Origin of the sequence: Pseudoalteromonas sp. SWYJZ19 (genome assembly GCF_015864375.1) — a bacterium.
GTDB classification, from domain to species: Bacteria; Pseudomonadota; Gammaproteobacteria; order Enterobacterales; family Alteromonadaceae; genus Pseudoalteromonas; species Pseudoalteromonas arctica.
The window spans coordinates 1-25,486 of record NZ_JADYXI010000015.1 but is presented as its reverse complement, the minus strand read 5'-3'; the positions used below and the strand labels follow the sequence as shown (position 1 = coordinate 25,486).

The 25,486-nt window shown below is 40.9% G+C and carries 23 protein-coding genes; 11 read left to right on the top strand and 12 right to left on the bottom strand.

The genetic code is table 11. From position 1 onward, the window contains the following. Nucleotides 1–20: 20 nt before the first annotated feature. Both I6F45_RS14800 and pxpB read right to left on the bottom strand, forming a co-directional pair. Complete coding sequence (locus I6F45_RS14800; protein WP_197160936.1) at nucleotides 21–950, bottom strand: biotin-dependent carboxyltransferase family protein; 930 nt, start codon at nucleotides 948–950, stop codon at nucleotides 21–23. Beyond that, nucleotides 943–1,608: a 5-oxoprolinase subunit PxpB gene (gene pxpB / locus I6F45_RS14795; protein WP_197160934.1), complete on the bottom strand. Its 666-nt coding sequence runs from the start codon at nucleotides 1,606–1,608 to the stop codon at nucleotides 943–945. Before pxpB ends, I6F45_RS14800 begins: the two co-directional genes overlap by 8 nt. Before the next feature lie 249 nt (nucleotides 1,609–1,857). Here pxpB and msrA point away from each other — a divergent pair, with 249 nt between their 5' ends. Beyond that, a complete protein-coding gene (gene msrA, locus I6F45_RS14790) occupies nucleotides 1,858–3,147 on the top strand; it encodes a peptide-methionine (S)-S-oxide reductase MsrA (RefSeq protein WP_165727507.1) in 1,290 nt (429 codons plus the stop codon). A gap of 139 nt (nucleotides 3,148–3,286) precedes the next feature. Beyond that, the gene (locus I6F45_RS14785) at nucleotides 3,287–4,063 is read left to right on the top strand and encodes an amino acid ABC transporter substrate-binding protein (protein ID WP_165727508.1); all 777 of its coding nucleotides are present in this window, start codon (nucleotides 3,287–3,289) and stop codon (nucleotides 4,061–4,063) included. A gap of 773 nt (nucleotides 4,064–4,836) precedes the next feature. Here the strand turns inward: I6F45_RS14785 and I6F45_RS14780 are convergent. The 9 genes from I6F45_RS14780 to I6F45_RS14740 form a co-directional block, all read right to left on the bottom strand. Beyond that, entirely contained in the window at nucleotides 4,837–5,718 is an 882-nt protein-coding gene (locus tag I6F45_RS14780) for a LysR family transcriptional regulator (RefSeq protein WP_166419004.1), read from the bottom strand. A 344-nt stretch (nucleotides 5,719–6,062) separates the two neighbouring features. After that, nucleotides 6,063–6,719, bottom strand: a complete 657-nt coding sequence (locus I6F45_RS14775) for a CoA transferase subunit B (RefSeq protein WP_007580251.1) — start codon at nucleotides 6,717–6,719, stop codon at nucleotides 6,063–6,065. 14 nt (nucleotides 6,720–6,733) lie between these two features. Beyond that, on the bottom strand, nucleotides 6,734–7,432 hold the full coding sequence (locus I6F45_RS14770; RefSeq protein ID WP_197160925.1) for a CoA transferase subunit A: 699 nt from the start codon (nucleotides 7,430–7,432) through the stop codon (nucleotides 6,734–6,736). A 74-nt stretch (nucleotides 7,433–7,506) separates the two neighbouring features. Then, nucleotides 7,507–8,403, bottom strand: coding sequence for a hydroxymethylglutaryl-CoA lyase (locus I6F45_RS14765; RefSeq protein ID WP_197160923.1), 897 nt, complete (start codon nucleotides 8,401–8,403; stop codon nucleotides 7,507–7,509). After that, on the bottom strand, nucleotides 8,403–10,421 hold the full coding sequence (locus tag I6F45_RS14760; protein ID WP_197160921.1) for an acetyl/propionyl/methylcrotonyl-CoA carboxylase subunit alpha: 2,019 nt from the start codon (nucleotides 10,419–10,421) through the stop codon (nucleotides 8,403–8,405). Before I6F45_RS14760 ends, I6F45_RS14765 begins: the two co-directional genes overlap by 1 nt. An 8-nt stretch (nucleotides 10,422–10,429) precedes the next feature. After that, on the bottom strand, nucleotides 10,430–11,200 hold the full coding sequence (locus I6F45_RS14755; RefSeq protein WP_197139730.1) for an enoyl-CoA hydratase/isomerase family protein: 771 nt from the start codon (nucleotides 11,198–11,200) through the stop codon (nucleotides 10,430–10,432). Nucleotides 11,201–11,212: 12 nt separating this feature from the next. Further along, complete coding sequence (locus tag I6F45_RS14750; RefSeq protein WP_197119144.1) at nucleotides 11,213–12,820, bottom strand: carboxyl transferase domain-containing protein; 1,608 nt, start codon at nucleotides 12,818–12,820, stop codon at nucleotides 11,213–11,215. A 10-nt stretch (nucleotides 12,821–12,830) separates the two neighbouring features. Further along, nucleotides 12,831–14,006: an isovaleryl-CoA dehydrogenase gene (locus tag I6F45_RS14745; protein WP_165727515.1), complete on the bottom strand. Its 1,176-nt coding sequence runs from the start codon at nucleotides 14,004–14,006 to the stop codon at nucleotides 12,831–12,833. A gap of 46 nt (nucleotides 14,007–14,052) precedes the next feature. Further along, nucleotides 14,053–14,487: a MerR family transcriptional regulator gene (locus I6F45_RS14740; protein ID WP_007580242.1), complete on the bottom strand. Its 435-nt coding sequence runs from the start codon at nucleotides 14,485–14,487 to the stop codon at nucleotides 14,053–14,055. A 330-nt stretch (nucleotides 14,488–14,817) separates the two neighbouring features. Between I6F45_RS14740 and I6F45_RS14735 the strand changes: the two genes are divergently transcribed. The 7 genes from I6F45_RS14735 to I6F45_RS14705 all read left to right on the top strand — a co-directional run bounded on the left by I6F45_RS14735 (nucleotide 14,818) and on the right by I6F45_RS14705 (nucleotide 22,588). Continuing rightward, nucleotides 14,818–15,999 carry a thiolase family protein gene (locus I6F45_RS14735; protein WP_197139734.1) on the top strand — a complete coding sequence of 394 codons (1,182 nt, stop codon included), beginning with the start codon at nucleotides 14,818–14,820 and terminating at the stop codon, nucleotides 15,997–15,999. A gap of 124 nt (nucleotides 16,000–16,123) precedes the next feature. Then, the gene (locus I6F45_RS14730; RefSeq protein ID WP_197160919.1) at nucleotides 16,124–17,614 is read left to right on the top strand and encodes a CoA-acylating methylmalonate-semialdehyde dehydrogenase; all 1,491 of its coding nucleotides are present in this window, start codon (nucleotides 16,124–16,126) and stop codon (nucleotides 17,612–17,614) included. A gap of 168 nt (nucleotides 17,615–17,782) precedes the next feature. After that, a complete protein-coding gene (locus I6F45_RS14725) occupies nucleotides 17,783–18,940 on the top strand; it encodes an acyl-CoA dehydrogenase family protein (RefSeq protein ID WP_165727517.1) in 1,158 nt (385 codons plus the stop codon). A 10-nt stretch (nucleotides 18,941–18,950) separates the two neighbouring features. Beyond that, nucleotides 18,951–19,742, top strand: a complete 792-nt coding sequence (locus I6F45_RS14720) for an enoyl-CoA hydratase (protein WP_197160917.1) — start codon at nucleotides 18,951–18,953, stop codon at nucleotides 19,740–19,742. Further along, nucleotides 19,742–20,884 (top strand): enoyl-CoA hydratase/isomerase family protein, encoded by a 1,143-nt coding sequence (locus I6F45_RS14715; RefSeq protein ID WP_197160915.1) that lies wholly within the window; start codon nucleotides 19,742–19,744, stop codon nucleotides 20,882–20,884. Before I6F45_RS14720 ends, I6F45_RS14715 begins: the two co-directional genes overlap by 1 nt. 24 nt (nucleotides 20,885–20,908) lie before the next feature. Next, nucleotides 20,909–21,808: a 3-hydroxyisobutyrate dehydrogenase gene (gene mmsB / locus I6F45_RS14710; RefSeq protein ID WP_165727519.1), complete on the top strand. Its 900-nt coding sequence runs from the start codon at nucleotides 20,909–20,911 to the stop codon at nucleotides 21,806–21,808. A gap of 9 nt (nucleotides 21,809–21,817) precedes the next feature. Next, a complete protein-coding gene (locus I6F45_RS14705) occupies nucleotides 21,818–22,588 on the top strand; it encodes an SDR family oxidoreductase (RefSeq protein ID WP_197160913.1) in 771 nt (256 codons plus the stop codon). A gap of 422 nt (nucleotides 22,589–23,010) precedes the next feature. On the opposite strand, the gene I6F45_RS14700 is transcribed toward I6F45_RS14705, so the two are convergent. Continuing rightward, complete coding sequence (locus I6F45_RS14700; RefSeq protein WP_197160911.1) at nucleotides 23,011–23,979, bottom strand: integron integrase; 969 nt, start codon at nucleotides 23,977–23,979, stop codon at nucleotides 23,011–23,013. 263 nt (nucleotides 23,980–24,242) lie between these two features. On the opposite strand from I6F45_RS14700, the gene I6F45_RS14695 reads away from it, so the two are divergent. Both I6F45_RS14695 and I6F45_RS14690 read left to right on the top strand, forming a co-directional pair. Beyond that, nucleotides 24,243–24,791 carry a hypothetical protein gene (locus I6F45_RS14695; protein WP_197160909.1) on the top strand — a complete coding sequence of 183 codons (549 nt, stop codon included), beginning with the start codon at nucleotides 24,243–24,245 and terminating at the stop codon, nucleotides 24,789–24,791. A gap of 103 nt (nucleotides 24,792–24,894) precedes the next feature. Further along, a complete protein-coding gene (locus I6F45_RS14690; protein WP_197160907.1) occupies nucleotides 24,895–25,281 on the top strand; it encodes a hypothetical protein in 387 nt (128 codons plus the stop codon). Nucleotides 25,282–25,486: the final 205 nt, after the last annotated feature.

Below are 25,486 nucleotides of genomic sequence, written 5' to 3'. Positions count from 1 at the left end.
CATGTTGATTCTAGAATGTTTTATAGGTTATTTTTAAGTGCAAGGCTCAATTGATGTAGGTGCCCGTCAAGTTTCTGCTTTGCCTTTGCTGCTTCTTCAAACGTTACATATTTAAATTCAACTGTATCTAAAGGTCTAAATTGTGCAAATTGATGTAAGTCGGCTTCAATAACTGTTCCTAAAAGAGGGTACCCCCCAGTGGTTTGTCCATCGTTAAGTAGCACAATAGGATCACCATTTGGTGGTAGTTGAATGCTCCCAGGACTTACACCCAGTGATGGCAAAGAGTGCGAATGCACCAAGCTATTCTTATTATGCTCAAGCCTTACGCCCATTCGATTACTGTTAGTACTGACTTTGAATGCAGTTGCTGCAAAGGTATCCAATAATGGCTTACCCAGTAAGTTAGCGTGAGGGCTCGAGTACAAGCGTATAATTTTGCGCTGAGGTGGAGCAATTGCACCTACTTTTATAAACTTTCCATAATAAGGAGTAATAGGTATTTCATCACCAGTGGTGAGAGCTCTACCTTCAATACCACCAAAACATGCATTTAAATCTGTAGATTTAGAGCCCATAACCTCAGTGTTTTGTATACCGCCTTTCACCGCTAAATAAGCTCTTAAGCCCGCTCTACCAGTAGCAAAGCTAAGCACTTGCTTGTTTTTAACTGCGTATGTCCAACCAGGGTAGATTGCTTGCCCATCAAGGGTTGCTTGCAAATCGGCACCATGAAGTGCAATGACTGTGTCGCAAGTAAATTCAAGTTCGCACAAACCAACGGTTATTTCTAAAACGGCATCATTGTCGTTATTGTTAAGTAATCTATTAGCAATTATTTGCGCAAAGGGGTCTAAGCTGCCCGCTTTGCTTACACCTAAATGGCGGTAGCCATTACGGCCAAAATCCTGAATTGTAAGCAATACACCACTTTTAAGGACTTTAATCATGAGTTGCTCCTTTATTAACTAGCGGAACAAATTCAAGCGTATCACCAGGTTGAATTAAACAAGGTTGCGCAGAGGTTGAATCAAACAAAGAGGTATTTGTATTGCCTATTATGTGCCAACCGCCTGGCGTATCCGCAGGGTAAATTCCGGTTTGTGCAGCACCTATCGCAACAGAGCCTTTAGGAACCCTAGTACGTGGCTCATCACGCCTTGGGGTATGTAATTGCTCATCTAAGCCGTGAAGGTAGGCAAAGCCGGGCTGAAAGCCTAAAAATAATACGTGATACTTGGCTTTACTATGAATATTAATAACGTCAACAGCGCTTAAATTATGATAGTTAGCCACGTAATTAATATCCTCGCCATTGTATGTGGTTTCAATTAAGTGATGCTGCCCCTTAAAAGTACTGCTTTTAATGTCATCCCACAACGAGGGCAATGCTTGTAGCCATTTATTTAAGTGTTTATCAGATTTTAAATAAAGTGTGAGCGAGTTCATAGCTGGGACTAAACCGGTAAATTCATCAGTGCTTTTACAGTGGTTGGTTAAAGCCCAAATTTTCTTTTGAATGGAGAGTTTATCTTTTGCGTCTAAATGCGATGCATCAAACAGTAAGCTACTGTTTGTTAATGCATAAATATGAGGAGTTGGCTTCATTAAATAAACCTATTTGTGCAACATAATTTAAACGTAACACAGTTTTATTAATTTATTTACACCATTGCGACTAAGTGGTTATTTTTATTTGCTCAGCCTGGTTTAAGAGTGTTTTTATATTTAATTAATCGTATTTAACTTATTGAAGAGCAAAACTAAATGCACTTCGTATTAAATAAGTAATTAGGTTGAAATGAAAATTAAGGTAAGGAGGTCTTAATTAGCACGCACTTGTTTAAGAGGTACATTATGAAACACCAGCATTTATTATATTTATCAGGCGCTGCTATTATATTTAGCGCAGGTAGCTTTGCTTTATCTATGGAAAAGGTCGAGCACAGCAATATAGAAGCCACCATGCATGTAGAAACCATTGTACTTGGATCAGGTTGTTTTTGGGGGGCTGAAAAACGCTACGAAGCGCTTAATGGCGTTATTGATGCCGAGTCAGGCTATGCAGACGGCAATGGCTTTAAAGCAACATACAGAAACATTACTGATCAGTCTCGTCGCTTTGACGAAAACAACTATGCTGAAGTTGTACAGGTTATGTATAACAGTAATATAATTTCGGCTGAAGATTTACTAAAAAACTATTTTGAAAGCCACGATCCTACGCAAAAAAATCGCCAAGGTAACGACATCGGTACGCAATATCGCTCAATTGTATTAACCACTACTGATGCACAAGCTAAAGTAGCTGAGCAAGTTAAATCGCAATATCAGCAGCTTTTAACTGATGCGAGCTACGGCAAAATCGAAACGGTTATTAAACCACTTACAGGTTTTGTATCGGCAGAAGAATATCATCAAAATTATCTACAAAAGAACCCTAATGGCTATTGCCCAGATCATTCAACAGGCGTTGTTTTTAATAAAAAACCCGTAGAAAAAGTCGATAACAGTGACTTACTCGCAGGTAAGCAGATCGTAGTCTTAGATTCACGTGAATACTGCCCATACTGTGAAAAATTTAAAAAAACAGTCGCAAATGATTACAAAGGGACTATACCAATGTCGTTTCGCCATGCTGACCAGCTTAAAGGTTTAACTATTAAGTCAGCCACGTGGGCAACACCGACTATTTTGTTTTTAGAAAATGGCATTGAAGTATATGGGCGTCAAGGTTATGCAACACCTGAAGAATTTTATAAAGCATTGGGTGCATTTAAGTTAGGTAAAAGTGACGCTTATAAAGTCGCATTTGATGCAAGAACAGATAGACCTTACTGTAAAGAGTACAAGGAGTTTAAAAATACACCTGATGGCACTTTTGTTGATAAATTAAGTGGAGAGCCACTATTTGATACACGTGATAGATTTAATTCAGGCACTGGTTGGTTGTCGTTTAAGCACCCAGTAAAAAGTAGTGTAACGCAGCATGACGATAGCAGCTGGGGAATAACACGTATTGAGCTTCGCTCTAAAAGTACAGGTATTCATCTTGGTCATTTATTCCCAGGAGAAGGCCCTAGAGGCACAGACCGCTACTGTATAAACGCAACAGTACTCGATTTTGTACCAAGAGATAAAAGCTAAACCTTTTACTTTGTAAAGCCTGATTTTAATCAGGCTTTTTTTTTGCATAAAATAAAATAGATTTATCATATTTTTTGCAAATTTGTTAAAATTAAAGCGTTCAGCTACACATCAATCAATAATATTACTTAGGTTATAAATGAATCAATTTATAAAAATAACAACGCAGTTAATGTATTTGCCTTTAGCTTTATTAATTTTTATAACCGATGCTAAGTCGGCAACGCACTATGTCGTCGGCGTAGAGAATATAGAGTATCTACCTTACTTTGATGGTAGTGGAGCAAATGGTGCTGACTATTATGGCTTCAGTGAAGAGTTGCTAACTTTGTTTGCACAGCAGCACGACTTTAAATTTGAGTTTTACACGCTGCCAATTAATCGTCTTTATAAAGAATTTATTGATCACCATCATGTTGATTTTAAATATCCAGATAATCCTCAATGGAAACCAAGTTATAAAGCTTCCTTTGATGATTTAAATGAAATTATTTATTCGCAGCCAACCGTTGTGACTAAAACGGGTATTGCGAGTTTAAATAAAAATATCACTATTGATGAATGCGTTAGTTTTGCAACGGTGAGAGGGTTTACGTCTCAAAGCTTTAAACCTTTAATGAATAACGAAAACGTTGAGCTAATTGAAACCGCTAATGTAATGGAATTAATAGAGATGCTTTTGAAAGAGCGAGTGGAGTGTATTTACATATCTAACGATGTATTAAACTATAATATTGTTAAATATTTCAAATTAACCCGACCCGTTTATTTTCAAAACGAATTGCCGACAGATTTACAAGCCTTTTTATTATCGTCCATTGACTACCCTGAGGTAGTTAAGAAATTTGATACATTTTTGCTTTCACATAAAGCGCAGATACGTAAATTAAAAAAAGAATATCAAATAAAAAATTAACTAAAAAAGCCCCGTAAGTTATAACTTACGGGGCTTTTTACAAAGGTATTTAACCTGTATATAGCTATATTATGTATGTGGTTTAATAATAAAAACAGTTCAAGCCAAGTCACCACCTAACTTGAACCGTTTTTCACACTGACAACATCTTCACACACAATATAAAGATTCTGTTTGCTACGCTCTCAAAGCATTTGTATTGCATATCATGTGGTTTGAGCCAAGAATAAAAACAGTTCAAGCCAAGTCACCACCTAACTTGAACCATTTTTCACACTGACAACATCTTCACACACAATATAAAGATTCTTTTCACTGCAAGGTTTGAGTCACTAAAACTCAAAAGGTTGCATTTATTACTCTTAATAAACAATTAAACTTAACTGTTTCGAGCCGATAAAGTAACTTTAATATTTAACTCTATTTTCGACAAACGATAAAAATGAAACCAATGAGTGAAAAAAATTTAACTATAGACTTTAGTCTAAACTGTGATTTTAATAGATTGTATTTTAAAGAAATTACTGAAAAATAATACCAATTCCATTAAGTATGTGATCTACATTTTACGCCGAAAAAATAATTCAGTTCTAGGCGTAAATTGATGTAAATGGTTGTTCCCTTTGCGAAATTTACAACAAAGAAATGGGTTGTTTTAGCAAGTAAAATAGATCAGCTATTTATTGGAGTTGGTATAAAGTGAGGTTTAGGATTTAGACGAACCATAAATACAACACACAATGGCTGTATTAATAAGTTCGCCTAATAGAGAGTTACTCTTGAATTTTTCTAAATGTGCTTACAACCCACTTCGCAAATAAATCAAGCGGGTGATTAGGTGTGCTTGATTCGTGCTGCACTAAATAATACTTATCTTTAGTTGTTAAAGGCTGTTCAAATAACTTATAGAGCCACTGCTCATCTAACCAGCTTTGGCTTATAGGCAGTGGAATAAGTGCAATCCCCATACCCTGTTGCGCAGCACGTGCTACACCAAACATACTATCTATTTGAATAATTTGAGAAGGAGAGAAGTCATCAATTCCTGCTTTTTCGGCCCACTGGTGCCATGCCCAAGGGCGAGCTTTGTGTAGTATTAGCGGAACTTGATTAAGCGCTTGACGGTGATCGTCCCTCCACTGATCGAGCAGCTTTTTATTACATGCAGGGATATATTCAAGATTAAATAGCTCTGTTGCAGAACCTTCAGTGGGTTTACTCGATGATAATACAATAGATAAATCGCTATGACGGGTTATTTCTTTACGTGTTTTAAGCGTATCCATTTGCAGGTTTATATTAGGGTGCTCTGACGTCCACTCACTTAATTTAGGCATGAGTAGTTCGCTGGCAAAAAACTCAGGCAACGTAATCGTCAAATTTGTATTTTGCTGCATCTGACTAAACTCATTAATGGTGCCTTCTAACATAGTGATAATTGGGGACACAGCATCAAAAAAGTTTTTACCCGCAGTGGTTAAACTAATTGAACGCGTTTTACGTTGAAAAAGTTCAATACCAAGTTGTTCTTCAAGTTGTTTTATTTGGTGGCTCACTGCCGAAGGTGTTAAGTACAGTTCATTAGCTGCATGCTTAAAACTTAGGCTTCTTGCTGCAAAGCAAAAAGAGCGAAGGCCACGAATAGGAGTTTGCATGTTTTCCAGTATTAAGTTGTTTATATAGCCTAGTATAGGCAAAAATCGAACCAATTAGTAATTACAATAATATCAATAAGTTAAAAATATTAACAGCGTAAATTCACAAAAGTGGTGCATCATTAAAGCATAGTAGTGCAAATGTTCTAACTAACTAATCATCTATTTATGCAACTATTATAGATAAAAATTTACTACAGATGTATGAACAAGACTAAAAATAAGTAAAAAAGACAAAAAAAATCCCTCGTGAGAGGGATTTTGGGTAACTCAGCGCCATTGGCACTGGGAATGAGGTCGGTACAGGGTAAAGCGTTATTTTAAGTTAACTTGTTAAAAAGTTCCTAAAAAACCATTTCTGGTACTTCACCGTCAACAAGTAATTTACCTGCTGTTTTACTAATGATTTCATCAACAGTTACGCCCGGAGCACGTTCTAATAGATGAAATGCGCCGTCTTTAACTTCTAGTACGGCTAAATCTGTCACTATTTTTTTAACGCAATTAACGCCAGTAAGCGGTAAAGAGCAGGCTTCTAATAGTTTAGAGTCACCATGCTTACTTGCATGGGTCATAGTAACAATAATGTTTTTCGCGCCAGCGACTAAATCCATCGCGCCACCCATGCCTTTAATCAGCTTTTTAGGGATCATCCACGATGCGATGTTGCCGTTCTGGTCAACTTCAAATGCACCCAGAACAGTTAAGTCTACATGACCACCCCGTATCATGGCAAAACTATCTGCACTATTAAATATGGCTGCACCTTTAGCTGCTGTCACGGTTTCTTTACCCGCGTTAATCATATCGGCATCTAGCTCTGCTTTAGTAGGGTACGGGCCCATGCCTAAAAGGCCATTTTCGGACTGTAACATAACTTCAATATCATCCGGTACATAGTTTGCGACGAGTGTCGGAATTCCTATGCCCAAATTTACGTAGTAACCGTCTTGAAGTTCTTGTGCAACGCGCATTGCAACTTGTTCACGTGATAATGCCATAATTATGCTCCTGCTTAATCTCGTGTTGTTACACGTTCAATGCGTTTTTCAAAGCTGCCTTTAATAACGCGATTTACAAAAATACCCGGGGTATGAATTTGGCTTGGTTCAAGCTCGCCCGGCTCTACAATTTCTTCTACTTCGGCAACGGTAATTTTACCAGCCGTTGCCGCCATTGGATTAAAGTTCATGGCGGTGTGTCTAAACACTAAATTACCGTATCGATCGGCTTTCCATGCTTTTACTATGGCAAATTCACCTGTTATAGACTCTTCTAAAATATACGGGCGACCATTAAATTCTTTTACGTCTTTGCCTTCAGCCACAGGAGTACCGTAACCGGTAGCGGTGTAAAACGCAGGTATACCCGCGCCACCAGCACGCATTTTTTCAGCCAAAGTACCTTGTGGCGTAAGTTCTACGTCAATTTCGCCACTTAATAACTGCTGCTCGAATAGGGCGTTTTCGCCAACGTATGAGGCAACTACTTTTTTAATTTGTTTGTCTTGTAATAAAATACCTAAACCAAAGTCATCAACACCACAGTTATTAGATACCACGGTTAAGTCTTTTGTTTGCATCTGCTTAATTTGTTTAATTAAGCCCTCAGGAATACCACATAAACCAAAACCACCGGCAATAATAGTATCGCCGTCTTTTAATCCTTCCATTGCAGCTTCGTAGCTATAAACTACCTTATCAAAACCGGCCATGAGTCTCTCCTCATTGTGTGCTATTTGTTGTTAACTATCTTGTATGAGTAGTGAGTTATCATTTTATAAGATAGCTATTTAGTGTGTAGTGCCACAGATACTTTGCTCACAGGTTGCTTACCAAGTGCTTTGGTTATCTCCCAGCCAGCATCACTTAACCTTTGTAAATCAATTCCATGCTCAATGCCAAGCCCTTGTAGCAAGTAAACTACATCTTCGGTGGCAACATTTCCTGACGCACCCTTAGCATAAGGGCAGCCACCAAGGCCTGCAACTGCCGCGTCAACCGTTGCTATACCTAGGTTTAAGGCTGCGTAAATATTTGTGAGCGCTTGGCCGTAAGTATCGTGAAAATGCACGGCTAACTTGGTTTTATCAATGTGTGTTAAAAGTAATTCTATTAGCTGCGTTACTTTTTTAGCGGTGCCAACACCTATGGTATCGCCAAGGCTTACTTCGTAACATCCTAAATCTATTAGCTTTTGCGATACACTTAGTACTGCTTGTGGGTCAATTTCACCCTCATAAGGGCAACCTAGCACACAGCTTACATAACCACGTACGCGGATATTATTCGCTTTAGCAAACGCCATTACTTCGCTAAAGCGTTCAATACTTTGCTCTATTGAGCAGTTTATGTTTTTTTGACAAAACGACTCACTCGCAGCGGTAAATATAGCAAACTCTTTAATGCCAACAGCATGCGCTGCTTGTGCACCTTTTAAGTTAGGTGTAAGGGCACTTAAATTTACATCGGGTAAATTAAGGGCTGATATCACATCAGCTGAGTCTGCCATTTGCGGCACCCATTTAGGGGAGACAAACGCGCCAGCTTCAATGTCTTTTAAGCCAGCAGCACTTAGGGCGTTAATAAGCGCTACTTTATCAGCTGTGCTTACTGTTTTTTCGTTTTGTAGGCCGTCTCGCGCACCAACTTCAACAATACGTACTTTATTTGCAAAGGCACTCATTATGCACCTTCCTCAGTCGTATCTTCTACTATCGCAAGCAGAGCGCCATGCGTTACTAATTCGCCTTCACCAAAACAGTAGCTTTTTAAAATGCCATTATGCGGTGCGTTAAGCGTGTATTCCATTTTCATGGCTTCGATAATAACAACCGCATCGCCTTTGGTAATTGTGCTACCAATTTCGATTAAGTGCTTAACTACCGTGCCATTAAGCGGGGCGGCAAGTGGCAGTGCTTCGCTTTCGTGCGAACTAATATAATGCTTATCAACTAGTTCAAGCTTAGTTTGCAGTGCTTTATTCATCACAGTGACAATATTGCTCACGGTACTATTGCCAACAGTATTATTACCTACCGTAGTTACGTGCGCACTATGTTTTTCGCCGTTAATAAATACACTGCAAAGACCATTATTTAATGTGCCTTGTAGGTTAAATACATGCTCGTTATGCGTAATACTATAGCCCGCTGTGGTTTTTATAGCGCTTAGCTGTAAATCGGCAAAAGGGACTTTAATTACTTGCGGTGCATTGAGTGTAAAACCACTCAGCTGTTGCCACGGGCTTGCACTGTTTGGCGCATTTTGGGTGTTAGTTAACGATTCTAAATATGCAAAAGCACCAATAAGTTGGCTTTCTTGTAATAACGATTTATCAACCGCAACTAACAAGTCGCCTTGCTCTGCAATAAAGTGTGTACTTGGCGCACCTTGTTTAAACGTAGGATGGCTTGCTAAATTATGTAAAAAACCAATGTTAGTACTAAAACCCGCTAAATGAAATTGCTCAAGGGCGTGTTGTAAACGGCCCAGTGCTTGTTCGCGATTGTCGTCGTGCACAATAAGTTTAGCAATCATCGGGTCGTAAAACGGGCTGATTTCATCGCCCTGTGCAATACCTGTATCAATGCGCACAAATTCGCTGTTAAGGGGGGTGTGTAGTGCTTCAATAGTGCCCGAACACGGGATAAAGTCGTTGGCTGGATCTTCTGCGTATATTCGCGCTTCAAAGCTATGACCCTGCAATTGAATATCACTTTGTGTCAGTGGCAATGTTTGCCCACCCGCAATATTAATTTGCCAGTTGACTAAATCTACACCGGTTACCATTTCGGTCACGGGGTGCTCTACTTGAAGGCGGGTGTTCATTTCCATAAAGAAAAATTCATCGCCACACAGTAAAAACTCAACCGTACCAGCGCCTCGGTAATTTATAGCCAGTGCACAGCGTACAGCTGCTTCGCCCATTTCTTTGCGTAGCTCGTCAGATAAACCCGGAGCAGGGGCTTCTTCAATTACTTTTTGATGACGGCGTTGCAAAGAACAATCACGATCGCCTAAATAAACACAGTTACCGTAGTTATCTGCAAATACTTGTACTTCAACATGGCGAGGCTGGTTTACGTAGCGCTCAAGCAATACTAAATCGTTACCAAAACCGGCAATAGCTTCACGTTGCGCGCCTTGTAGTGCACTCATAAAGTCTTTTGCTTTTTCAACTACGCGCATGCCTTTACCACCGCCACCAAAGGCGGCTTTAATAAGTACAGGGTAGCCAATTTTTTCAGCTTCACTTTGTAAAAAAGCAGGATCTTGTTTATCGCCATAATAACCAGGTACTAAAGGCACATTAGCTGCTGCCATTATTTCTTTAGCGCGGGTTTTAGACCCCATTGCTTCAATGCTACTTGCAGGTGGCCCTACAAAAGCAATGTTGTTCGCTTCGCAGGCTTTAGCAAATTCGCTGTTTTCAGATAAAAAACCATACCCCGGGTGAATACAATCAGCGCTGCAGTCTTTGGCTACTTGTAAAATTTTGTCTGCCACTAAATACGAGTCTTTACTTGGCGCAGCGCCAATATGGTAAGCCTCGTCAGCCATTTTTACGTGCTGGGCATGTTTGTCTGCATCAGAATAAACCGCGACCGTGGTTAAGCCCATTTGTTTTGCACTGCGCATTACGCGGCACGCAATTTCTCCACGATTGGCAATCAGTATTTTTTGTAATCGTTGTGTGTTCATAATTAATCCTACAGTTGCCAAGCGGGTGGGCGTTTATCAAAAAAAGCAGTTAGCCCTTCTTGACCTTCTTCAGATACACGAATTTTTGCAATACGCTCAGCGGTAAGCTCAATGAGTTCATCGGTAATCGGCATGTTTGCGACATCGTTAATTAATACTTTTGCGGCTTTTACTGCAACAGGTCCGTTATCAATCAGTGTTTGCAGCATGTTATCGAGCGCACAGTCTAAATTACCGGTTACTTGATGAATTAAACCCAGTTGTTTTGCAGTATGTGCATCAAATACCTCAGCCGTTAAAAAGTATCTGCGAGCAGCGCGCTCACCAATTGCTTTAATTACGTATGGGCTAATAACAGCCGGAATAAGGCCCAGCTTTACTTCGCTTAAACAAAATTGCGCATCGTCTTTACTAAGGGCTATATCACAACAGGCTATTAAGCCCAGTGCACCACCAAAAGCAGCGCCTTGTACAGCGCATATTGTAGGATGTGGCGAGCTTGCCAACACTTGCATTAATTTAGCTAATTGCATTGAGTCAGCTAAATTATCGGCGTAGTTGTTATCAGCCATCGACTTCATCCAGGCTAAATCGGCACCGGCTGAAAAGTGTTTACCTTCTGTTTTTAAAACCAAAGCGCGAATATCAAGCGTATTTGCATGTTCAATACACTGAATCAGTTCGTGTATTACTTCACTGTTAAATGCGTTTCTTTTTTCTGGGCGGCTTAACACAAGTACAGCCACATTAGATTTTGTTATTTGTAGTGTTACTGACATTTTGCGCTCCGGTTACATTCTAAATACGCCAAATTTCGAATCACGTTTTGGTGCGTTGTTCGCAGCCGTTAACGCAAGCCCTAATACATTACGCGTATCGGCAGGGTCTATAATGCCGTCATCCCACAAGCGGGCGCTGGCGTAATACGGATGACCTTGCTCTTCGTACTGATCAATAATTGGCTTTTTAAAGTCACTGATTTCTTGCTCGCTCATGCTTTGACCTTTGCGTGCTAAACCATCTTGTTTAACTTGCGCCATTACACCGGCTGCTTGCTCGCCGCCCATTACCGAAATACGGGCATTAGGCCACATCCACATCATGGTAGGTTCAAATGCACGGCCACACATTCCGTAGTTACCTGCGCCGTAAGAGCCGCCAATAAGTACTGTAAATTTAGGCACATCAGCACACGAAACCGCCATCACCATTTTAGCGCCGTGCTTTGCAATGCCTTCGGCTTCGTATTTTTTACCCACCATAAAGCCAGTAATATTTTGTAAAAACACCAAAGGAATATTGCGCTGAGCACACAGCTGAATAAAGTGCGCGCCTTTTTGCGCCGACTCACTAAATAAAATACCGTTATTAGCCACTATGCCAACAGGGTTGCCATAAATGCTGGCAAAACCGGTGACGAGTGTCTCACCAAAGTAGCGTTTAAATTCATCAAATGATGAGTCGTCCACTGTGCGCGCTATTACTTCGCGTACATCAAATGGCTTTTTAAGGTCGGTGCCTACAATGCCGTAAAGCTCGTTAATATCGTAACGCGGTGGTTTTACATCCTCTAGAAGAGGGGCTGTAGGGCGTGTGTAATTAATTCGCTCAATACACTGGCGCGCAATAGAAAGCGCATGAGCATCATTCTCAGCAAAGTGGTCGGCAACACCCGACACTTTACAGTGCACATCGGCGCCGCCAAGTTCTTCGGCTGTTACTTCCTCGCCTGTTGCTGCTTTTACCAGCGGCGGGCCTGCTAAAAATATAGTGCCTTGATCTTTTACAATAATGCTTTCATCGGCCATTGCAGGTACATATGCACCCCCTGCAGTACACAGCCCCATTACCACGGCTATTTGTGGGATACCTTTACCCGACATACGCGCTTGATTATAAAAAATACGACCAAAATGCAGCTTATCGGGAAATACATCGTCTTGCTCTGGCAGGTTTGCACCGCCCGAATCAACCAAATAAATACACGGTAAGTGGCAACGCTCTGCGATATCTTGTGCACGTAAATGCTTTTTAACAGTAAGCGGAAAGTACGTACCGCCTTTAACCGTGGCATCGTTTGCAATAATCATGCATTCAATGCCTTTAACACGGCCAATACCGGCTACAACACCGGCGCACGGTATTGCTTGTTCGTACACACCAAATGCCGCAAATTGTGAAATTTCTAAAAACGGTGAGCCTTCGTCAATTAACGTACTTATACGGTCGCGTACAAATAACTTACCACGGCCTTCGTGGCGCTCTTTTAATGCGGCGCCTCCGCCTTGGCTAATAGTGGCTACTTTACTGCGTAAATCATCCACCAGCGTCGACATGTTTTTATGGTTTTGCACAAACGTTGGATCGTGAGGATTAACGCTCGATTTTAAAATCGTCATGGTTTAATCCTTAACGGCTTTCAGTGAAAAGTTCGCGGCCAATAAGCATGCGGCGTATTTCTGATGTACCTGCACCAATTTCGTATAATTTGGCGTCACGCAGCAGGCGGCCTGTTGCGTATTCGTTTATGTAGCCATTGCCACCTAAAATTTGAATCGCATCTAGCGCCATTTTGGTTGCAAGCTCTGCGGCGTATAAAATTGCACCGGCGGCATCTTTACGGGTGGTTTCACCTCGGTCACAAGAGCGAGCTACCGTGTATACATATGAGCGCGCAGCATTCATTTGTGTATACATGTCGGCTACTTTGCCTTGAATTAACTGAAACTGCCCAATAGGGGTGTCAAACTGTTTACGCTCATGAATGTACGGTACTACTATATCCATACACGCTTGCATTATGCCAAGCGGGCCTGCTGCAAGTACTACGCGTTCGTAATCAAGGCCACTCATAAGTACTTTAACGCCTTCGTTTAAGTTACCTAGAATGTTCTCCTCGGGTACTTCGCAGTTTTCAAATACCAGCTCACAGGTGTTTGAGCCACGCATGCCTAGTTTGTCTAGCTTTTGCGCCGTAGAAAAACCCGGAAAGTCACTCTCTACAATAAACGCGGTAATGCCTTTAGCACCAGCATCTAAATCTGTTTTAGCGTAAATAACTAATGTATGTGCGTCTGGGCCATTAGTGATCCACATTTTGTTACCGTTTAAAATGTACTTATCGCCTTTTTTCTCAGCTTTAAGTTTCATTGATACAACGTCAGAGCCTGCATTAGGCTCACTCATTGCAAGGGCACCAATGTGCTCACCACTAATAAGCTTAGGTAAGTATTTTTCTTTTTGAGCTTGTGTGCCATTACGGTTAATTTGATTAACACACAGGTTTGAATGCGCGCCATAGCTTAGGCCAATAGAGGCACTGGCACGGCTAATTTCTTCCATAGCAATAACATGTTCTAAGTAACCTAACCCCGCGCCACCTAACTCTTCAGATACGGTCATACCCAGTACGCCCATTTCGCCCATTTGTGCCCAAAGTTGATTTGGAAAAGCGTTATCTAAGTCAGTTTTTTCAGCAAGCGGGGCAATTTCCTGACTCGCAAAACTGTTTACGTGGTCGCGGATCATATCGGCGGTTTCGCCTAGGCCAAAGTTCATTTCTTTATATAGTGAAATAGTGCTCATGATTCATTCCTGTGTGTCGTCAGTGTGTTGTTATTCTTAAAATAGGCTACTCGTCTATTTTGTTAAGTGTGTCTCTGCAGCGGCGTTCGGCCGTCACTAATTCCATAAGAACAACTTTAATGTCGTCCATTTGTTGAGATAGGTCAGACTTTTTATCAGCTATTAAATCAAGCATGGTAACCAGCTGCTTAGCGCTCGACTTATCAGCGTCGTACAGTTCAAACAAACGGCCGGTTTCGGCAAGCGTAAAGCCCAATCGTTTACCACGTAATATTAGTTTTAAGCGAACTTTGTCGCGTTTTGAATAAATACGTGTTTGACCATTACGCTCTGGGGTTATTAACCCTTGATCTTCGTAAAAGCGAATAGAGCGGGTTGTAATGTCAAATTCTTTAGCGAGTTCGCTAATGCTAAATGTTTGTTCATTACTGGCCGGCATTTTGGCTGAGCTTGCAAAGTTTGTTTGATTATCTGGTTTCATAATTGTATTTACCTCATTCGAATAACTCCAATATAAGTGAAGTTTACGTAAAGGTAAAGCTTGGTGTGTTTTGAAACTATTTATAAAGGAGTGTTGGCGCGAAGAGTTGACTTATTTTATTAATTTTCAGTAGGTTAATTTTATTTCCTCAGTGTGGCCTAACAGCTGGAAAATAATGCTTACACTTATAAAACTAAAAATTAAGCTGTTTTTAGTTGACGTTGGCGTAAACGTTAGTATTGTGTGTAGGTATTAAATAATAAATGAATACTAAATTAATAGAGCAAATATACTAACAATTATTTGCATTAAATTACAACGGAGTTAGTTATGACTTTAGAATCAGTGGTAATTGTAGCAGCAAAACGCACCCCAATGGGTGGTTTTATGGGAGCGTTAAGTGATGCGCAGTCTACCGAGCTTGGCGCTACCGCCATTGCCAGTGCACTTGCACAAACTGGTTTAGCTAATGATGCAATAGACGAAGTAATTATGGGCTGTGTATTACCAGCAGGGCTTGGGCAAGCGCCTGCACGCCAAGCAATGTTAAAAGCAGGGCTTGCACTTAGCACTGGCGCTACAACAATTAATAAAGTGTGCGGATCTGGTTTAAAAGCAGCCATGCTTGCAAACGATTTAATTAAAGCCGGCTCTATTCAATCTGCTATTGCTGGTGGCATGGAAAGCATGACAAACGCACCGTACTTTATTCCAAAAGCGCGTGGCGGAATGCGTATGGGGCATGGCGAAATAAAAGATCACATGATGAGCGACGGCCTTGAAGATGCTTACGACAACAAAGCAATGGGTTGTTTTGCACAAGACACCGCCGACGAATACGGCATTGGTCGCGAGCAAATGGATACGTTTGCATTAGGCTCATTAAGTAAAGCAAAAGCAGCAATACAAAATGGTAGCTTTGATAACGAAGTTGCACCGCACACAATGCAAACACGCAAAGGTGATGTAACAGTTTCGATTGACGAGCAACCAGGTAACGCCCGCCCAGAAAAAATTCCTACCTTACGTGCAGCCTTTAAAAAAGACGGCACCATTACAGCCGCTAATTCATCGTCAATTTCAGACGGGGGCGCGGCGCTTATATTAATGAGCGAATCAAAAGCAAAAGAGCAGGGTTTAACACCGCTTTGTAAAATTGTAGCGCACAGTACTCATTCTCAAAAACCAAGTGAATTTACAGTAGCGCCAGTAGGTGCAATAAGCAGCGTGCTTGAAAAAGCAGGTTGGGCTGTAAACGACGTTGACCTTTGGGAAATTAACGAAGCATTTGCCATGGTAACCATGCTGGCTATTAACGAGTTAAAACTTGATGAAAGCAAAGTAAACGTGAATGGCGGTGCATGTGCATTGGGTCATCCAATTGGTGCAAGCGGCGCGCGTATTTTAGTAACGCTTATTCATGCCCTTAAAAACCGAGGCCTTAAAAAAGGCATTGCGTCTTTATGTATTGGCGGCGGTGAAGCAGTTGCTATGGCCGTAGAAGCGTATTAACTAGGTATTAAATAGTTATAAGAAAGCTATACGAATAACTATAAAAGCGCTGCACTCATAATACTAACAAAGCGGCGCTACCAATTTTAAAGAGAACACACAACTCACACACTAGGATTTAATTATGCACCAAGTTCCACTACTTATTAATGGCGAATTTATTCAATCAGCGTCTAAAGAGCTTATCGACGTTATAAACCCAGCAACTCAAGAAGTACTTGCACAAGTGCCATGCACCACCGAGTCAGAAATGGACGCGGCAATTGCCTCAGCCTCTGAGACGTTTAAAACATGGAAAGACGTACCCATTACTGAACGTGCACGCATTATGATGAAGTACGCTGCGCTATTAAAAGAACATCACGATGAGCTTGCTACCATTATTTGCCACGAATTGGGTAAAACATTTGAAGATGCAAAAGGCGATGTTTGGCGTGGTATTGAAGTAGTAGAACAGGCAGCGAACGCACCATCATTAATGATGGGTGAAACAATGGAAAACGTAGCGCGTAAAATCGATACGTATTCTTACATGCAGCCACTTGGCGTGTGTGCGGGCGTTACTCCGTTTAACTTCCCTGCAATGATCCCACTTTGGATGTTCCCGCTGGCTATTGTGTGTGGCAACACCTTTATTTTAAAACCGTCTGAGCAAGATCCACTTACACCAATGCGCTTAGCAGAGCTATTTATTGAAGCCGGCGCACCAAAAGGCGTATTACAAGTTGTTCACGGTACAAAACCACAAGTAGACCGCTTACTAGAAGATAAAGCAGTGCGCGCTATTTCGTTTGTTGGCTCGTGTGGTGTAGGTGCTTATATTTATTCTAAAGGCACACAAAATCTTAAACGTGTGCAAGCGTGTGTTGGCGCTAAAAATCACATGGTTATTATGCCTGATGCAAGTAAATCGCACGTTGTAAACAACCTAGTAGGCGCATCGGTAGGTGCTGCTGGTCAGCGTTGTATGGGTATTTCGGTTGCTGTATTTGTAGGTCAAGCAAGTCAATGGGTAGATGAAATTAAAGCAGGCTTTGAAAATGTACGCCCAGGCGTGTGGGATGATGCAAACGCGGCATACGGTCCACAAACATCAAAAGCAGCAAAAGCACGTATTTTATCACTCATTGCCGGTGGTAAAGAGCAAGGCGCTACCTGTTTAATTGATGGCTCTGACTTTACGGTTGAAGGGTATGAGCAAGGTAACTGGGTTGGCCCAACGTTATTTACTGACGTAACCAAAGAGATGGATTTATACAAAGAAGAAATATTTGGCCCAGTACTAGCGTGTATGTTTGTAAACACGCTTGATGAAGCAATCGCACTTATTAACGACAGCCCTTACGGTAACGGTACCTCGTTATTTACGTCAAGCGGCGCAGTGGCTCGTAAATTCCAACACGAAATTGAAGTGGGCCAAGTCGGTATTAATGTGCCAATTCCGGTGCCACTTCCATTCTTTTCGTTCACTGGTTGGAAAGGCTCGTTTTACGGCGATACACACACGTACGGTAAACAAGGTATTCGTTTTTACACAGAAACTAAAACGATTACCTCACGTTGGTTTGAAGACGACATTGCGTCTGGTCCAAACATGAGCATTAACTTAAAGTAATCATGATTAAAACGAATAACTAAATAACTAATAATAAAAAAGATGGGCGCGAAGGCTACTTCACACACAACACACATAAGTCTTCGCCGCTCATCACTAACTATTCCTGTAATGGGAAAACGACACACAACAACAAACACACAACTAACACAACTAAAGAGGTCTAACATGGACTTTAACTTATCTGAAGATCAACAAGCTTTTGCGCAAACAGCACGCCAATTTGCCGAGTCAGAACTCGCACCCTATGCAGCAAAATGGGATCGCGAACATATTTTTCCTAAAGACACGATTAAAGCAGCGGGCGAACTTGGATTTTGTGGTTTATACACGCCAGAGGAAGCCGGCGGCCTTGGTTTATCGCGTTTAGATTCGAGTATTATTTTTGAACAGCTTGCTATGGGCTGTACAGCAACCACGGCCATGTTGACCATTCATAATATGGCAACGTGGATGGTAGCAAGTTTTGGTACCGATGCAGTTAAAGACCAATACGTAGAGCAATTAGTAATGGGCGAGCTACTTGCTTCTTATTGTTTAACAGAGCCTGGGTCGGGTTCAGATGCCGCATCACTTAAAACAAAAGCTGTGCTTGAGGGCGATGAGTACGTTATTAACGGCTCAAAAATGTTTATATCGGGCGCTGGCGAAACCGAAGTATTAGTTGTAATGGCACGTACAGGCGGCGAAGGCGCAGCGGGTATTTCGGCATTTGTAGTCCCGGCCGACGCAAAAGGCGTGGAATACGGCAAAGCTGAGGAAAAAATGGGTTGGAACGCACAACCTACACGCCTAATTAGCTTTGAAGATGTACGCATTCCTGCACACAACTTATTAGGGGCTGAGGGCGAAGGCTTTAAATTTGCGATGCAAGGCCTTGATGGCGGCCGAATTAACATTGCCACATGTTCAATTGGTACAGCGCAGGCAGCACTCAATACCGCCCGCGAATATTTAAAAGAACGCACCCAATTTGGTAAACCACTCGCTGCGTTTCAAGCGCTGCAATTTAAAATTGCCGATATGAACACCGAGCTTGTAGCTGCGCGCCAAATGGTAAGGCTTGCTGCATTTAAATTAGATAATAATGATGTTGAAAAAACCACTTACTGCGCCATGGCTAAACGCTTTGCTACCGATGTGGGCTTTACCGTGTGTAACGACGCACTGCAAATTCATGGTGGTTACGGTTACATAAAAGAATACCCGCTAGAGCGCCATGTACGCGATGTGCGTGTTCATCAAATTTTAGAAGGCACTAACGAAATCATGCGCGTAATTATTGCGCGCCGTATTTTAGCAGAGTCAGCAAGCGACGTTTTATAAGGAGCAATCTATGTCAGAATCTAAATCTAATCCAAGTATTGAACTTACAACCGAAGGTCATGTTGCTATTTTAACGATGTCTAACCCGCCAGCAAACACCTGGACAAAAGACACCTTAGTTGATTTAAAAAATACCGTTAACGAGCTTAATAATAATAAAAATATTTATGCATTAGTACTTACTGGCGAAGGCGAAAAGTTTTTTAGCGCCGGTGCCGACCTAAACGTATTTGCATGCGGCGATAAAGGCGTAGCTGCTGATATGTCGCGTGTATTTGGTGAAGCATTTGAAGCGCTTACTAATTTTAGAGGCGTGTCGGTTGCAGCTATAAACGGCTATGCAATGGGCGGCGGGCTAGAAGTCGCCCTTGCGTGCGATATACGTATTGCTGAAGAGCAAGCACAAATGGCGCTTCCTGAAGCTAAAGTAGGGTTATTACCGTGTGCGGGTGGTACACAAAATTTAGCATGGCTTGTAGGTGAAGGCTGGGCAAAACGCATGATTTTATGCGGCGAGCGCTTAAAAGCTGATAAAGCCCTGCAAATTGGCTTAGTAGAAGAAGTAGTTCCACAAGGTGAAAGCTTTGCTGCGGCATTAAAGCTAGCTAACCAAGTGGCCGATCAAAGTCCAAGCTCAGTAGCAGCGTGTAAAATATTGATTCAAAAAGGGCGTCATCAACCAATGGCAAGCATATTACCCCTTGAACGTGAGTTATTTGTTGGTTTGTTTGATACCGAAGATCAACAAGAGGGCGTAAATGCCTTTTTAGAAAAACGCCGTGCTAACTGGGTAAACGGCTAATGAGTGCTTTAACAGTATTAAATAGCGCCGTAGAGCCCGTGGTATTTGAAACCGCAACCGCAGAAAATGGCAGTTTAATAGGGCTTATTACACTCAATGCGCCAAAAGCGTTAAATGCGCTTAATTTTGAGATGATCAAATTACTTGAGCCGCAATTGCGAGCTTGGCAAGATGATGATGCTATTGCAATGGTATTGTTAAAAGGCGCTGGCGATAAAGCATTTTGTGCTGGTGGCGATGTTGTAAGCCTTCATCGTGCAATGGCGCAAGGTAAACCAACAAGCCTAGTTGAAGAGTTTTTTACGCTAGAGTACAAGCTTGATTACCTTATTCATACCTTTGATAAACCAATCCTTGTTTGGGGTAACGGCATAGTAATGGGCGGCGGTTTAGGGTTAATGGCCGGTGCTAGCCACCGCGTCGTAACCGAAACATCTCGCATTGCCATGCCAGAGCAAACCATTGGTTTATACCCAGATGTAGGCGGCAGTTACTTTTTACATAAAATGCCACAAAGCGTCGGACTATTTTTAGGCTTAACGTCGGCCTCTATAAACTGCGACGACGCGCGTTTTGTATCGCTTGCCGATCACTTTATCGACAGCACTAAATATGATGCCATGCTTGCGCAAATTTTAACTGTCAAGTGGGGAAAAACGGCAAGCCTAAATCATGACAGGTTAACCGATTTACTCACCGATTTAGATAACCAGTCGGCGCGTATGCCTAAAGGCAACGTAAAAGCTAACCTAAAAACGATTCAAAAACTGGGTGAGTTTACAACCTTGCAGGAGCAGGTTGATTACATTTTAGGGCTAACTACTGACGATAAATGGCTACAGCGCGCTCAAAAATCACTTAAGCATGGCTGCCCACTAAGTTGTGCACTTGTAAGTGAGCAATTAAAAACAAGCCAAGGCAAAAGCTTATTAGCGTGTTTTAAAATGGAGCTGGGTATGTCGGTTCGCGCTGGCGAAGTAGGTGAGTTTCAAGAAGGTGTAAGGGCGCTACTAATAGATAAAGACGGTGCGCCAAATTGGCAATACAAAACACTTAGTGATGTACCACAAACAATAATAGATAGCTTTTTTGCTAACCGCTTTGGCGAAAATCACCCGCTCAATGAGCTTGCTGTTAAGTAAAATTGGTATTTAAAAGGAACAACTATGAGTAAATTAAACATAGGTTTTATTGGTTTAGGTAATATGGGCGGCCCAATGGCGGCTAACTTAATTAAAGCTGGACATACTGTTAGTGTGTTCGATTTAAACCAATCGGTCGTAAATGAACTTGCAAGCAAAGGCGCAAAAGCAGCGGTTGATGCAAAGCAGTGCGCAACTAATGCTGACGTACTTATTAGTATGTTACCTGCGGGCAAACATGTTAAATCGCTTTATTTAGGTAATAACGACGACAGCGGTTTAATTAAAGTGCTAAGCAAAAATACTTTAGTAATTGACTGCTCAACAATAGATGCAGAATCAGCCCGTATTGTAGGCAGTGCGCTTGGTGAACAAGGCATAAGCTTTGTAGATGCACCGGTATCGGGCGGCGTTGCAGGCGCAACTGCTGGCACACTTACTTTTATTGTAGGCGGCGAAAAAGCAGCGTTTAATAAAGCAAATACAGTGCTGAGTGATATGGGTAAAAACATATTCCATGCAGGCGATATTGGCGCAGGGCAAGTTGCCAAAATATGTAACAACATGCTGTTAAGTATTTTAATGGCAGGCACCAGCGAAGCCCTGCAAATGGGTATTAATAACGGCCTCGATCCTAAAGTACTTAGCGACATAATGACCGCAAGTTCGGGCCGTAACTGGACGCTTGAACTTTACAACCCATGCCCAGGTGTAATGGATACCGCACCTGCAAGTAACGATTACAAACCAGGCTTTATGGTTGATTTAATGGCTAAAGATTTAGGCCTTGCTATGGAGGCCGCGCAGCAAAGTAATTCATCAACCCCTATGGGTTCAATGGCTAAAAATTTATACACTATGCTACAGCACCAAGGTGCAGGTAGTGATGATTTTAGTGCCATTTTTAAACTGTTTTCCAAGTAGGAGCAACGCGTGGAAATTAAAAATAACACGGTAGTAATAACCGGTGGCGCACAAGGTTTAGGCTTTGCAATGGCGCAAAAGTTTGCACTTATGGGCGCAAACATTGCTTTAATAGATATGGCGCAAGAGCTTCTTAATACAGCATGCGAGCAACTCACACAGCTTGAAGGTGTCACAGGCAACATTAAAGGGTATGCCGCAAACGTAACCGCTGAAAGCGAAGTAGAAAACGTATTTAATACCATTAACAGTGATTTTGGCCACATTGGCGTGCTTATAAACAACGCCGGTATTTTACGCGACGGCATGTTTATAAAGGCTAAAGACGGCAAAGTCGTTAAAAAAATGTCTCTTGAGCAATTTCAATCAGTGATTGATGTAAACCTGACAGGTGTGTTTTTAGCAGGGCGCGAAGCGGCAAGCCACATGATTGAATCAGGCAAAGGCGGCGTAATCGTTAATATGTCGAGCGTAGCGCGTGCAGGTAACATAGGCCAAACAAATTACGCGGCATCAAAAGCAGGCGTAGTGGCACTTACCACCACATGGGCTAAAGAACTTGGCCGCTTTGGTATACGTGTAGGCGCTATTGCACCAGGTATAATAAGCACCGCCATGACCGACGCCATGAAGCCCGAAGCCAAACAACGTATGCTTGCAGTAACGCCAGTCGGGCGCTTGGGTGAAAGCGACGAAATTGCCCATACCGCACAATACATAATCGAAAACGACTTTTTTACAGGTCGCGTGGTTGAAATAGACGGCGGGATTCGTTTGTAAACCGAACTGGATTAAGGTTTATTTAAAAAGCATGGCTATTGTGGGCTGTGCTTTTTTGTTTTAAATCGGGGAGTTTATAATCTTGAAAAAGGGCTGATAACGGCATTGGCGCCTTGCTGCAATACATGAGTAGGATACCCGTTGAATTAAAACGTAGAACATTCTAGCGTTCTAATTAACTGCGTTAAAAACTTCTCATATAGACAAACAATATAACTAAATTTTTGCCTTGTTACTGAGATATTTATAATCTTGAAAAAGGGCTAATAACACCGTTGGCACCTTGTTGTAGTACATGGGTAGGATACCCGCTGAATTAAAACGTTAAACATTTTAGCGTTCTAAATAACTCATTAACTGCGTTAAAAACTTCTCATATAGATAAACTATATAACCCAATTTTTGTTTTGTTACTGAGCTATTTATAATCTTGAAAAAGGACTAATAACACCATTAGCACCTTGTTGTAGTACATGGGTATATATTTGTGTAGTACGCACATCACTATGGCCTAGTTGTGTTTGTACTGTGCGTATATCAGCGCCGCTTTGCAGCAAATGCGTAGCGAAAGAGTGGCGTAAAGTATGTGGCGTAACGTGTTTATTAATTTCAGCTTTTGTTGAAGACAGTTTAACTGCCTTTCTTACCCCAGAATGATCTAAGTGGTGACGTCTTATTTCTCCTGTTTCAGGGTCCGTACTTAATTTATGTGATGGGAATAAAAACTGCCATTGTAAAGACTTATTAGCGCTTGGGTATTTTTTACTAAGTCGATGAGGCATCCATACACCGGCGTACGCATCATTTTTTAAATCTAACTGTAAATATTCATCAACTTGAATTATTTGATTTCTTAGCATTGGTATTAATTCTTCAGCAAGTGTCACAATACGATTTTTATTACCTTTACCGTTCCAAATGCGTATGTTTTTATAGTCGAAGTCAATATCTTGAACTCTTATTTTTACTGCTTCCATCAGCCGTAAACCACTTCCATATAGCAGGCTTGCTATCAAATAATGTCGTTTATTTATATTTCTAAAAAATAGCGATACCTCAGTTTTTGTAAGTACGACAGGAAGTTTCTGTTGGCGGTTACTTTTAACGAAATTTAAATCTAATGAGAGCTCATTCTTAATAATATGTTTATATAAAAAAGCAAGCGCATTTAAAGCGGTTGCTTGTGTTCTCGCTGCCACTTTTTTAGTGACTGTTAAGTGATTTAAAAATATTTCTACTTCATTATTACCCATACTGGTAGGGTGCCGCTTATTATGAAAATGGATATAGGAAGTAATCCAAAATACATAAGTTTCGATAGATTTTTTAGCATAGTGATGGCTATACATATAGTTGATAATACTATTAAGAAAAGGGGATTTAGTTTTCATTTTAAATCTCAATTAACTGTATTTATATACAGTATTGACGTTTTTCCTCCTAAGTCAAGAAATGAGGACATTTTCCTCTTTTCTGCATTTTAATAAAAGAACAGCCTGACTTAAAGTTTAAAGCTGGCAATGTGTTACAGGATTTGTTATTAATATTAAAAATAATTAAGAGGACATACATTGCTCATAAAAAGAGGAAAGTGTCCTCTGATAAAGCTGTTATGTGTATTTTTATCCGTTTTATTTCTAGGTTTTGAGGAAGTATGTTTTTATTTTTATTAGGTACAATTATTGGCTTTTTTGTTGCAATGGTTTCTCTCTCATTAGTTTTAGTAGCTGACATAACGTTTGACATGACAGTTGTTAGCAATATTGTAATTGCTGTGGGCACTGCTATCGCTGCAATTATCCATTATGATTCGGTGAAAAAACAAAGAAAAGATCGAATATGGGAAATAAACAAAGATGTTTTATTGGATCTATTAGGTTTAGTTTCACACGCAATTGAAGAAACTGAATTAGCTTTGGATCCTCAATATGCACATGAAATAGGACATAACCCTGACTCACGAGTCTGGTCTAAACTGAAGTCTCAAACAAATTTAGCTTTAAATGTTTATGGTTCACTAATGAGCAATGAACTTGTTAATCATATTGAGCAATCTAAAAAGATAGATGAGGAAATTCATGATGAAGTCTTTTTTGCAGATTTAGACAACCGAGAGGCTTATGAAAGATCATTGAAAAATAGGCAAACGTTACAGCTGAAACTAAAAGAATTTATTTCTGAAATGTCGGGCATACACACATAACAAGGCAATTAAACGGAACTAAAACAGTGGGTTACGTTTCGCTTCTCTCCACATTATAACCCACCATTTTAGTCCGCTTATTGCGGCGTTAGGTGCAAGTGTAATGATCGTTAGTAATTCAACTAATAAAGTTATCAGTCTTCATAAAATGTTACTGCTTTTGATAGCATTATGCATTACTGTTTATTGTTCATTTATTGGTTTAAATAATTTAATTAGTGATTCTATCTTGAGTCGTCTACTTCAAGGCTGCTTATTTGTTTTAATAGGTTTTAGTGGCGGTTTATTTATAGCTGCATACGGTTTAAATATTTTGCGTAATAAACAAGTTCCGCCTCCTAATGTATGGGCTGTTGAAAAGTCAAAAATCACCAGTGGCAGTAAAGCTGTTCTAATTGGTAAGTTTTTGATCTTTGTTGGCTTGTTTAAATTATTTGCTAGTTCATGTATTTTATACTTTGTAATTAACATGTACTTGCTAAGCACCTAACAAGGCGTTTAAACGGAACAAAAACAGTGGGTTACGTTTCGCTTCGCTACACATTCTAACCCACAATTTTTGTCCGCTTAACGCGGCGTTGAGGCTGTAGAATTACTCTTTTTAGGAACGTATCCAACTATTCTTGGTTGGTTGCTTTTTAACCTTGAATCCATCTGTTCGCTGTGATCTAATAGATATTATTCACCCACGGTAA